Genomic DNA, 11546 nt, shown 5'->3' on the forward strand with positions numbered 1-11546 from the left:
GTGAACCCCTTGCCCACCAGTGCGTTCCACCTTCCCGACCACCTCACCCACAAGGACGACCCGGCCCTCGTCGCCGGCGACGAGAAACACTTCGCGGTCATCGCGGAGAGCCTCGAGCAGGCCATCGCCGACCTGGAGCAGCGCCTCGACGAGACGCGCAAGGCCCCCGGGGGCACCGGCCAGGCGGCGATGGACCGCGACCTCGAGGTGCACCGGCTGACCAACCGGCTGCGCACCATGCGCCGCTTCGGGCTCGACCTGTGCCTGGGCCACATGGTCGCCGTCGACGACCAGGAACCGGTGTACGTCGGGCGCCTCGGCCTCACCGCCCCCGACGGGCGGCGCCTGCTGGTCGACTGGCGCTCCCCCGCCGCCGAGGCGTTCTTCGGAGCCACCCACGGCAACCCGATGGGGCTGGCCAGCCGACGCAGGTACCGCTGGACCAGCGGCCAGGTCACGGACTACTGGGACGAGGTGTTCACCCCGGACGGCATCGAGGCGCGGGCCGCACTCGACGACCAGTCCGCGTTCATCGCCAGTCTGGGCAGCAACAGGTCGGCCCGGATGCGCGACGTGCTCGGCACGATCCAGGCCGACCAGGACGCGATCATCCGGGCCGGGTCCCGTGGCACCCTCGTGGTCGACGGCGGGCCCGGCACTGGCAAGACCGTGGTGGCCCTGCACCGCACGGCGTACCTCCTCTACTCCGACCCTCGGCTGGGTCACCGGCGTGGAGGCGTGCTGTTCGTCGGTCCGCACCAGCCCTACCTGGCCTACGTGTCCGACGTGCTCCCCAGCCTCGGCGAGGAAGGGGTGCAGACCTGCACGCTCAGGCACCTGGTCCCCGAGGGCGCCACCGCACCGGACGAGGCCGACCCCGAGGTGGCCCGCCTCAAGGCCACCGCCGACATGGTGCGGGCCATCGAGCCGGCGGTCCGCCTCTACGAGGAGCCGCCGAAGGAGGGCATGGAGGTCGAGACCCACTGGGCGGACCTGTGGCTGAGCACCGCCGACTGGGTGGAGGCCTTCGAGTCGCGCGAGCCCGGCACGCCGCACAACGAGGCCCGCGACCAGGTCTGGGAGGAGCTGCTCACCATCCTGGTCGACAAGCACGAGACGGATGACGAGGTCACTCCCGAGATGGTGCGCTCGTCGCTGGCGCAGAACGCCGACCTGCGCGCCGAGTTCGGCAAGGCCTGGCCGTTGATCGAGCCCACCGACCTCGTCGGCGACCTCTGGGAGGTGCCGGCCTACCTGCGCATGTGCGCCCCGTGGCTGACGCCCGAGGAGGTTCGCACCCTGCAACGCGACGACCCGTCGGCGTGGACCGTCTCGGACCTCCCGCTGCTCGACGCCGCCCGGCAGCGCCTCGGCGACCCGGAGGCGTCCCGTCGCCGGCGTCGGCACGAGGCCGCCGTCGCCGCCGAACGCGAGGAGATCGCGGCGGTCGTCGACCACCTGATCGAGGACGACGACTCGGAGATGAAGCTGATGTCGATGCTGAAGGTCTCGGACGCCCAGAGCATCATCGTCGACGAGTCGGCCCAGCCCGGCGTGGAGCCGGACCTGCTGGCCGGGCCGTTCGCCCACGTCGTCGTCGACGAGGCGCAGGAGCTGACCGACGCGGAGTGGCAGATGCTCCTGCTGCGCTGCCCCTCACGCAGCTTCACCATCGTCGGCGACCGCGCCCAGGCCCGGCACGGCTTCACCGAGTCGTGGCAGGAGCGGCTCGAGCGCGCCGGCCTCGACCGGGTCGAGATCGCCACCCTCGGCATCAACTACCGCACGCCCGAGGAGGTCATGGTCGAGGCCGAGCCGGTGATCCGGGCCGCGCTGCCCGACGCCAACGTGCCGACCTCCGTCCGCAGCAGCGGCCTGCCCGTGGTGCACGGGCGTACGGCGGAGCTGGCCGCGACGGTCGACGAGTGGCTGGCCGGGCACGAGGAAGGCGTCGCCTGCGTCATCGCGACCTCCCCGGAGAACTGGGCGATCCCCGACGACCCGCGGGTCCGGGCCCTCACCCCGGAGCTGTCCAAGGGGCTCGAGTTCGACCTCGTGGTGCTGATCGACCCGGACACCTTCGGCTCGGGGATCGAGGGCGCCGTCGACCGCTACGTCGCGATGACCCGCGCCACCGAGCGACTGGTGGTGCTGCGCAGCACGTGACGCGCCGGCCGTCGTACGGCGGTCAGGCGGCCGTCGTGTGACGGGTCAGAACGCGTCGACCTCGTCGATGGTGAGGGTGTCGAAGACGTGGTCGGGCATCGGGAGCGGCTGCTGCTTCTTGGTCAGCTGGGCCTCGGAGTGCGCACCGCAGCCGTGGCCCAGTGCGACCACGCGTCCGTCGTCGTTGGCGTTGCCGTTGGCGCAGACGCCGAAGGTCACCGACAGCGGACCGGCCAGGCGCACGAGGAACCCGCACGACCAGCAGTTGGCCGGGGCCTGCTGCGCGATGGGTGCCAGCGGGCCTGCCTCGCCGTCGTACCACCGCTCGGCAGCCAGGTCGCGGCCCTCGAGCGAGAGCGTGCGCACCCGGCCGAGGCCGAGGTCGTCGGCCACCTGGCGCAGCTGTGCGTCGTCCTGCTGGTCGAGCGGGTCGACGGCGCTGTCTCCGACGAGGTACGTCGGGACCAGGCGGGCGTCGTCGTCCTCGACGGGCAGCAGGTCGCCGGGCGACATGTCGCCGGGCTGGATGCGCTCCTTGTAGGGCACCCAGGCCGGGGCGGTGATCGACTCGGGGCCGGGAATCAGCACGATCTCGTCGACCGTGGCCGCCTTCTGGCGGGAGGCCCGGGTGATCGTCACCGACCAGCGCCAGCCCGTGTAGCCCGGACGGGTGCAGTCGAAGTAGTGGCTCAGGACCCGGTCGCCCTCCTCCTGGTGACCGAGGTGCTCACCGATGTCGGAAACGGGCACGTCGGCGGCCAGGGCAGCGCGGGCCGCGTCGACGGCAGCGACAAGGGCGCTGTCGGACTTGGTTCGGGTTGTCACGGTCACGTGCGTGATTGTGTCCCATGCGAGCACGTATTGTCTTGCCGGGTAGGGGTTCGGCAGGCGATTCACCAGACGGGGAGGGTTCGGCTCGCATGATGTCGGGGGCACCGGGCAGGATGGCGGCATGACCACACGGCCGCCCGACGATCCCCACCAGGACCCGTCCCGCGATCCCCACCAGGGCCCCGGTGACGCCACCGACGGCCATGGGTACGACCCCTACGGGCCCACCCACACCAAGGGTGAGAACGCGATCCGCTTCGCCAAGGCCACCGGTGTCGGTGCCCGGGCGGTGGCCCGTGGCACCGCCAAGGCGAGCAAGGCGACCTTCCGGGTGGCGCGCCGCGCCTCCCACGCCGAAGGAGCCGGAGACTCGGGCCTGTTCCGCCTGATCGAGCTGCACGCCTTCAACGCCGCCGGAGACACGGCGGTGGCGATCTCGTTGGCCGGCACGCTGTTCTTCCAGGTGCCGACCGGTGAGGCGCGCGGCCAGGTGGCCCTGTTCCTGGCGATGACGATGCTGCCGTTCGCAATCGTCGCGCCGCTGATCGGCCCGTTCCTCGACCGGTTCAGCCACGGCCGACGCTGGGCCATCGGCAGCACGATGGCGATCCGCGCCTTCCTGTGCTGGGTCCTCGCCGCCGCGGTGGTCACCGAGTCGACGTGGTTGTTCCCTGCCGCCCTGGGCGTGTTGGTCTCGTCGAAGGCCTACGGCATCACCAAGGCCGCGGCCGCGCCACGCCTGGTGCCCGAGGGCGTCACGCTGGTGAAGGCCAACGCACGCATCGGTCTGGCCGGTGTGGTCGGCGCCGGTGTCTCGGCCCCGTTGGCTGGTCTCGCCGCCACCTTCGGTCCCGAGTGGTCGCTGCGCTACGGCTTCGTGGTCTTCATCGGTGCCACCATCCTGGCCATCCTGCTGCCCCGCAAGGTCGACTCCTCAGCCGGCGAGGCACACCTCGAGCTGATGCCCGGGCCGTCCGCGCGGGCCAACCCGCAGCGCCAGAGCATGCGCATCCCCGCACCCGTGGCGTTCGCGCTGCGGGCCAACTGCGGGCCACGGTTCCTCTCCGGCTTCCTCACGATGTTCATGGCGTTCCTGCTGCGCGAGAACCCCATCGACGGGTGGGAGGACAGACAGGCGATGCTCCTCGGCCTCGTGATCGGGGCCGCAGGGCTGGGCAACACCCTCGGCATCTTCCTCGGCTCGATCCTGAAGAAGGTGAACCCGTCGGTCACCGTGGTGGTCGCACTGCTCGCCGACGCGGCGATGGCGCTGGTGGCTGCCCTGTTCTACGGGCTGATACCACTGGTCGCCCTGGGTCTCACGGCAGGACTCTCACAGTCGCTGGCCAAGCTCTCGCTCGACTCGACGATCCAGACGCACGTGCACGAGCGCGTGCAGACCAGCGCGTTCGCCCGCTCCGACACCATGCTGCAGCTGGCCTGGGTGGTCGGCGGGTTCGTGGGCATCGCGATGCCGCTGATCCCCCGCCTGGGCCTCGGCGTCGGGTTCGCCGTGCTCGCCGCGTGGGCCGTGTTCGTGCTCGTCGTACGCGGTGGACCGGCGCGGCGGCCGCGGCCGCCGTACCCGCACCAGCCCCCGCACGAGCCGCAGACGGTGCCCGGCGAGAGCTACTGACCGCTGGGGCCTGGGCCGTGTGAGAGATACGGCCTAGAGCTCGAGCTCGTCGGCCAGCGCGCGGAGCAGCTTCGCGGTCGGTCGGGCGGTCTTCGCCTCGGGGTGCCGGCCGCGACGGTAGCCCTCGCCCACGTCGTCGAGCAGGCGGATGAGGTCCTCGACGATGGTGGACATCTCTTCGGGGGTCTTGCGCTGCGCCTTGGACTTGTTGCGCGCCACGGACACCGGGGCGTCGACCAGCTTCACCTGGAGGGCCTGGTCGCCCTTGCGGCCCTGGGCGATGCCGAACTCGACCTTGGTGCCGGCCTTGAGCACGGTGGTTCCCTCAGGAAGGGCCTCGGCGCGCACGTAGACGTCGGGGCCGTCCGTCTGGGACAGGAAGCCGAAACCCTTCTCGGCGTCGTACCACTTCACCTTGCCAGTAGGCACTGGAGTGCCCCTCTCTGATGTGCGCTACCTGCGTGCGCGCTGCCTGATCGTGCTGCGCCCGGTCGTACGACGCAGTCCTGCATGCGGAGCCTATGGTGCGACGTCACCCGGAGGCCAATGCGATTCCGAGGTGGTCGTCGAGCCAGGCCGGAAAAGCGGTGAGGTCGTCGAGCACGACGTGGGTCCCGGCCGCCTCGAGCTCCTCGCGGGTGCAGCCGCCGGTGAGCACCGAGACGCTGAGGATGCCCGCCGCCAGCGCGCCTTCGACGTCGTGCACGTGGTCGCCCACGTAGATCGTCGCGCCCTCCTTGCGGAGCACGTCGGCCTTCCCGACACCCCACACCCACCCTTCGAGGTGGTCGATGTCGAGACCGAGGTGGTCGACGTGGCGTTGCGCGTTGGTGGCCACCTTGCCGGTGACCAGGATGTTGCGACCGCCCAGTCGGCGTACGGCGGCCAGGGACTCGTGCGCACCCGGGAACACCGACACCGAGGCAATGGCCAGGTCCGGGTAGAGCGCCCGGAAGCGGTCGCCGGCCGGGTTGACCTGCTCCTCCGGGAGGTGGTCGCGCAGCATCATCTCCAGCGGCGGGCCGAGCCGGCGGGTCATCTCCTCGACCGGGAAGTCGACGCCGAGCTCGTCGCCGAGCGCCGTCAGGGTGGCCGCGAATCCCGGAACGGTGTCGATCAGCGTCATGTCGAGGTCGAAACCGACCACAGGGCCCGTCATGTGTGACAGCCTAGGCGCAGGTGCCCAGCGCCTTGTGGGGACGGAATTGAAACCGCCCCCCGACGCTGCCACCATGGGGGTTTCGGTAACTGCTGCGACTTGTGGGTTCTGTGATGCGACGCATGGTGCTGGGCGCCGCCCTGGCAGGGGTGGGCCTGTGTGCTGCCCTGAACCCGGTGCCGGTCTCCGCCGAACCCACCGATTCGCTCTACCTGATCACCCTCGACGGTCCCGGCACGGCCGGTGACCGTAGTGCTGAGTCCGCAGCCAACCTTCGCACGAGCATGCTCGCCCAGCAGGACGACACGCTGGAGCTCCTCGACGCCGACGACCCGGTCTACCGCTGGACCACCGCGCTCAACGGCTTCGCCGTCGCACTCTCCGCCGACCAGGCCCGCCTCGCGCGCGGCCTCCCCGGCGTCGCCCTGGTCGAGCGCAACGACATCCGCTCCCTGGCCGGTACGACCGCCGACTCGTTGTCCGCCGGACCCGTGCCGCGCGGTTCGGGTGGTCGGGGCACGGTGATCGGCGTGGTCGACAGCGGCATCTCGCCCGACACCCCGGCCCTGGTGTCCACCACGTCACTGGGCGTCCTCCCGACCGACTTCCGCGGCACCTGCGAGGCGTCCGCGACCTGGTCGAGCAGCGACTGCAACGGCAAGATAGCCTCCGCGACCTGGTTCGTGACCGGCTTCGGCGCCGACAACCTGCGCTCCTCCGCCGAGCTGTCGCCACGCGACGACTCCGGCCACGGCACGAAGGTGGCCTCGGTCGCCGCCGGCAACGCGAAGGTCACCGCGATCTCCTCCGGACGCCGGCTCGGCACGTTCTCCGGCACCGCCCCCGACGCCCGCCTGGCCGTCTACAAGGCCTGCTGGTCGGCCCCCGACCCGGCCGACGACGGCTGCTCGACCGCCGACGTGGTCAGCGCCATCGACCGCGCTGTGCACGACCGGGTCGACGTGCTCAACGTGTCCGTGGCCTCGCCCGGTCCCGGTGCCCCCGACACCGTCGACCTGGCCCTGCTCGGGGCGGCCGAGCGCGACATCTTCGTGACCGCCGCCGCCGGCAACGACCACCGTTCGGCCGGCTACCAGCACCCGTGGGTGACCACGGTCGGCGCCAGCTCCGGCCCCGACCGCAGCGGCGCCCTCGAACTTCCCTCCGGTGCGCCGATCACCGGCATCCTCACCGCACGCAGCCTGCCCGACCGTGCACCGGTGGTCCTGGCCGCCGACGTCCCCGCTCCCGGTCGTACGCCGGCCGAGGCCCGACTGTGCCTGCCCGGCGCGCTCGACGCCGCACGTGCCGCCGACCGCATCTTGCTGTGTGAACGCGGCCAGGTGGCCCGGGTCGACAAGTCCGCGGCCGTCCGCCTGGCCGACGGCGTCGGCATGGTGCTGGTCAACGCACCCGGTGAGAGCCTGAGCGCCGACTTCCACTCCGTGCCGACTCTCCACGTCGACGCCACCGAAGGCGCCCGGCTGCGTCGTGCGGTCGCCGCTCCCGGAATCCTGCGCGGCCGGCTCGTGCACACCCGTGGTGCGGCCGGTGCGCCCGCCGTACTCCCCTGGTCGGCGCGCGGCTCGGCAGACGCGGGCGTGGTCAAGCCCGACCTCGTGGCACCCGGTTTCGGACTGCTGGCGGCCACGTCCCCGGCGGCCGGCAACGGCAACTGGGAGCTGCTCAGCGGCACGTCCGGCGCCACGGCACGAGTGAGCGGCCTGGCCGCGAGCCTGCGCTCCGCCCACCCGAACTGGAGCGCCAACCGCGTGCGTTCGGCCCTGATGACCACCAGCCGGCAGGCCGACCACCGCCCCAGCGCCCTCCGTCAGGGTGCCGGCATCGTCCGCTCGGACGACGACGCGCGGCCCGGCCTGGTCTTCGACCTGCCGCCCTCGGCGTACCGCCGCGCGCTCGACGCCGGTCGTGATCCCTCCGTGCTGAACCTGCCCTCGGCCGAGCGCCGGGTGCCGGCCCGCGGCACGATCATCACTCGCCGGGTGACCAACGTCGGCCCCAAGGCGATGTACTACTCGTCCGAGGCGACCGGCTTCGACGCGCACATCGTCACCGTGGTGCCGGCCGCCCTCAAGATCGCCCCGGGAGACACCCGCTCGTTCCACGTGCACGTGCTGCGGCGTACGCCGATGCGTGGTGCCGCCGACAGCGGGTCGGTGACCTGGCGCGGGGCCAACGGCACGCGGGTCCGCATCCCCCTCGTCCTCACCCGCTGACCTGTCGCCAGTGCTCGGCGACCTGTCGCCAGTTCGGGGCGACCCGTCGCCAGTTCGGGGCGACCCGTCGCCAGTTCGGGGCGACCTGTCGCCAGTTCTGCCGGAGGACCCGAACTCACGACGGCTCGATCAGAACTGGCGACGGCTCGATCAAAACTCACGGCGGCTCGATCAGAACTGGCGACAGGTCGATCAGGCGTCGCGGGTCTTGAAGCTGTAGAGCGAGCCGGCCATCAGCACCGCGGTCATGCCGCCGAAGATGATCAGCGCGCCCAGCGGGCTCAGCGGGTTGTCGAAGAGTCCGGAGTTCGACTCGTAGCCGTTGGTCAGCCCGAAGTCCTGGATGATCCGGCCGCCCGCGTTGAACGGCAGGAAGCGTGCGGAGTCGGAGATGCCGGGGTTGAAGATGCCGAAGATCAGCAGCATCGCCCGCAGCAGGGTCTCGACGCCCAGCGGCCACAGGTAGAGCAGCACCAACGCGAAGGTCTGGTGCCGGATCAGCTCGGTCACCGCCATCACCAGCCAGGTCAGCAGCACGGTGTAGACCATGCGCTGCAGGATGGAGAGCCCGAGCTCGGCCCAGTCGTACTCGAAGTCGAGGCTGGCGAACCACAGCAGCGTGCAGGCCAGCGACAGCACGCAGGCCACCAACACGGCCGCGGCCACCCAGGCGCCGACGGTGATGAACTTGGCGCTCCACACCGCGGTGCGGTTCGGCACGGCGGTCAGGGTCGCGCGGATCATGCCGTGGCGGTACTCGTGGCCCCACGACAGGATGCCCAGGATCGCGATGGCGAAGGCGATCAGGTAGAACACCGGGTCGACGTTGGAGAACTGGGTCATCCCGGCCTCGAGGAAGAACCGCGAGTCGTCCTTGTCGACCGACCCCTTCAGCTCGGAGGGGATGTTCAGCCGGATCAGCATCGCCACCACGAACGTGAAGCCGGCGCTGACCGCGATCGCGGCACCGGTGATCCACCACGTGGAGTGCAGGGTGGTCAGCCGTCGCCATTCGTACCTCAACGCGGCGGTCATGCCCGGTCTCCTGACTGGTCGTCGCCGCCGTCACGGGGCGCCTGCTGGGGTGGTGGGGTCTGCTGGGGCGGCTGCGCCCACTGGCCGGGCTGCTGGCCGGGCTGTCCGTAGACCGGGGGCTGCTGCTGGCCGGCGTACGGCTGCTGCTGGCCGGGCTGGCCGGGCTGGCCGGCGTACGGCGGCTGCTGGCCGTACTGACCCTGCGGGGGCTGGCCGTAGGAACCCTGCGGTGGGCCGGGCTGCGGGCCACCGAATGCGGGGGCCTGCGGCCGGTGGGGCACCGGGTTCTGCGCCTGGTACTCCTCCGACCCACCGGTCAGCTCGAGGAACGCGTCCTCGAGGCTGGCCTGGATCGTGGACAGCTCGTGCAGCCGGATCTGGTTGTCGAAGGCCATGTCGCCGATGTCGTCGGCGGTCAGGCCGACCACGCTGAGCTCGCCGGGAGTGACCGCCTTGACCGAGCCCTGGCCGGCCAGCCTCTGGCCGATCAGCGCGGCCAGGTCGTGCGCCTGCGGGGTGCGCACCTTGATGTGGTTGGCACTGCTCTGCCTGGTGAAGTCCTCCACCGGGCCGTTGGCGATCATGCGACCGCGACCGATGACCACGAGCTCGTCGGCCATCAGGGCCATCTCGCTTAGCAGGTGGCTGGAGACGAAGACCGAGCGGCCCTCGGAAGCCAGGCTCTTGAGCAGGTCGCGCATCCAGCGGATGCCCTGCGGGTCGAGGCCGTTGGCCGGCTCGTCGAGGATCAACGTGTGCGGGTTGCCCAGCAGCGCGGCGGCCAGGCCGAGGCGCTGGCCCATGCCGAGGGAGAACGTGCCCGGCTCCTTGTTGGCCACGTCGGCGAGCCCGACCATGCCGAGCACCTCGTCGACGCGGGTGTCGGGGATCGAGTTCGGCGCGGCGATCATGCGCAGGTGGTTGCGCGCGGTGCGCGTCGGGTGGAACGGCTTGGCCTCCAGCAAGGCGCCCACGTGCTGCATCGGGACGTCGTACGACGCGAACGGGTGGCCGTCGAACGTGCAGGTGCCGTGGCCGTTGTCGAGGCCGAGCATCAGCCGCATCGTGGTGGACTTGCCCGAGCCGTTGGGCCCGAGGAAGCCGGTCACCGTGCCGGGCCGGACGTCGAACGACAGGTTGTTCACGGCAGTCTTGCCCTTGTAGGCCTTGCCGAGCCCCCGTGCCTGGATCACAGCCATCGACAGATCTCCTCGAGCATGCAGTGTGTGTTCATTGGTCCTCCCTGGAAACCTTCATCTGGCGATCGCCGAAGACCACGCGGTCACCGTCGACCAGCGTGGCAGGGCGACCCGCCGTGAGTTCGCGCGACACACCCTTGCGGACGAGCAGCGAACCGTTGGTGGACCCTCGGTCGATGAACACCAGTGCCCCGTCGGAGGCCAGGTGAAACTGTGCGTGCGTCTTGGAGATCGACATGTCCTCCGAACGCAGGGGTACGACGTGGCGCACCGGCTCCCCCGGCCGCCCGACGGGCTGGCGTCCGAGGACGCCGAGACCTTCCACCACGAACGTCTCACCGGAGTCGAAGGTGATCCGCCAGGTGACTCGCGTCCGCGGACCGGGGCTGGTCGACGGGGCGTCGGGATGCTCGACGCCGCCGCCGGGCACCGTGCGGTCGGACAGCCCGTCGTTGCGCCCGGCCTGGCGAGGGGCCGTGGGCGCCTGCGGCAGCTGCGCGGCTGGCCGCGGTGCCGGCGGTTGCGGCTCCGGTGCCTGGACGGGTCGGGCCGCAGGCACCTGGGTGGGTGGGGCCGGTGGCTCCTGGGAGAGCGCGGGCGGTGCGGTCGGCGTGCTGGTGGGCCGGCCCGTTGGTGTGCCGGTCGGCGTGCCGGTTGGTGTGCCCGTGGTGGGGCCGGTCGCCGGCCCTGCCGACGTGCGGCCGGGCGCACCCGAGAGGGCCGCCCCGACGGGCTTCGGAGCGTGCCGCACCGGCACCAGCTTCATCGCCGTCAGGTTGACCACGTGGCGCGGGCGTTCCTCGACGGCCACCTCGGCCACCGGCCGGGGGCGTACGTCGACGACCACCGATCCGGCCACCTGGTCGTGCCAGCCACGGCGTTCGCGGGAGCGGTCCTCGACCGCGGTCCACGCGAGCGTGGCCAGCCCGAGCCCGAACATCGGCAACGAACCGAGGCCGACGACGAGGGTGCGCAGCAGTGCCTTGCCGACGCCGATCGGTCCGCCGCCCTCGTGGGAGACGACGCGGAGTCCGAACAGGGCCTTGCCCGGCGAGGTCCCCCTGGTGCCGAGCAGCACCGCGAAGACCACGCTGACCACGAGGACCGTGCCGGCGACGAGCGCGACGCCGGGCCACGGACTGCCCTCGCGGAAGAACCACCACCACGCCGCCACACCCGCGGCCGCGAACAGCGACCACGCCACCGCCCGGTCCACGACGAACGCCTGGAAGCGCCGTTCCGGCTCGGCCGCGAGCGCGCTCTCGGGGTTCAGGGACATGGCG

The 11546-nt window shown here is 71.6% G+C and carries 9 protein-coding genes; 3 read left to right on the forward strand and 6 right to left on the reverse strand.

All coding sequences use genetic code 11. The features are described 5' to 3' along the window. Positions 1-2166 (forward strand): RNA polymerase recycling motor ATPase HelR, encoded by a 2166-nt coding sequence (gene helR / locus ASH02_RS13380; protein WP_056681831.1) that lies wholly within the window; start codon positions 1-3, stop codon positions 2164-2166. Positions 2167-2211: 45 nt separating this feature from the next. On the opposite strand, the gene ASH02_RS13385 is transcribed toward helR, so the two are convergent. Beyond that, the gene (locus ASH02_RS13385; protein WP_235529948.1) at positions 2212-2997 is read right to left on the reverse strand and encodes a DUF3027 domain-containing protein; all 786 of its coding nucleotides are present in this window, start codon (positions 2995-2997) and stop codon (positions 2212-2214) included. 121 nt (positions 2998-3118) lie between these two features. Between ASH02_RS13385 and ASH02_RS13390 the strand changes: the two genes are divergently transcribed. Then, entirely contained in the window at positions 3119-4633 is a 1515-nt protein-coding gene (locus ASH02_RS13390; protein WP_082563815.1) for an MFS transporter, read from the forward strand. Positions 4634-4666: 33 nt separating this feature from the next. Here ASH02_RS13390 and ASH02_RS13395 read toward each other — a convergent pair whose 3' ends face one another. Both ASH02_RS13395 and ASH02_RS13400 read right to left on the reverse strand, forming a co-directional pair. Next, positions 4667-5062, reverse strand: a complete 396-nt coding sequence (locus tag ASH02_RS13395; protein WP_056681834.1) for a cold-shock protein — start codon at positions 5060-5062, stop codon at positions 4667-4669. A 103-nt stretch (positions 5063-5165) separates the two neighbouring features. Further along, the gene (locus tag ASH02_RS13400) at positions 5166-5792 is read right to left on the reverse strand and encodes an HAD family hydrolase (protein ID WP_056890024.1); all 627 of its coding nucleotides are present in this window, start codon (positions 5790-5792) and stop codon (positions 5166-5168) included. A gap of 113 nt (positions 5793-5905) precedes the next feature. Here ASH02_RS13400 and ASH02_RS13405 point away from each other — a divergent pair, with 113 nt between their 5' ends. Beyond that, positions 5906-8029: a S8 family serine peptidase gene (locus tag ASH02_RS13405; protein WP_057294890.1), complete on the forward strand. Its 2124-nt coding sequence runs from the start codon at positions 5906-5908 to the stop codon at positions 8027-8029. A 192-nt stretch (positions 8030-8221) separates the two neighbouring features. Here ASH02_RS13405 and ASH02_RS13410 read toward each other — a convergent pair whose 3' ends face one another. The 3 genes from ASH02_RS13410 to ASH02_RS13420 are packed head-to-tail and all read right to left on the reverse strand — an operon-like array spanning position 8222 to position 11542. Further along, positions 8222-9064 (reverse strand): ABC transporter permease, encoded by an 843-nt coding sequence (locus ASH02_RS13410; protein WP_056681843.1) that lies wholly within the window; start codon positions 9062-9064, stop codon positions 8222-8224. Next, positions 9061-10263, reverse strand: coding sequence for an ABC transporter ATP-binding protein (locus tag ASH02_RS13415; RefSeq protein ID WP_082620887.1), 1203 nt, complete (start codon positions 10261-10263; stop codon positions 9061-9063). Before ASH02_RS13415 ends, ASH02_RS13410 begins: the two co-directional genes overlap by 4 nt. 31 nt (positions 10264-10294) lie before the next feature. After that, entirely contained in the window at positions 10295-11542 is a 1248-nt protein-coding gene (locus tag ASH02_RS13420; protein ID WP_057294891.1) for an RDD family protein, read from the reverse strand. Positions 11543-11546 lie beyond the last annotated feature (4 nt).

This window comes from Nocardioides sp. Soil796 (genome assembly GCF_001429525.1).
Taxonomy (GTDB): Bacteria; Actinomycetota; Actinomycetes; order Propionibacteriales; family Nocardioidaceae; genus Nocardioides.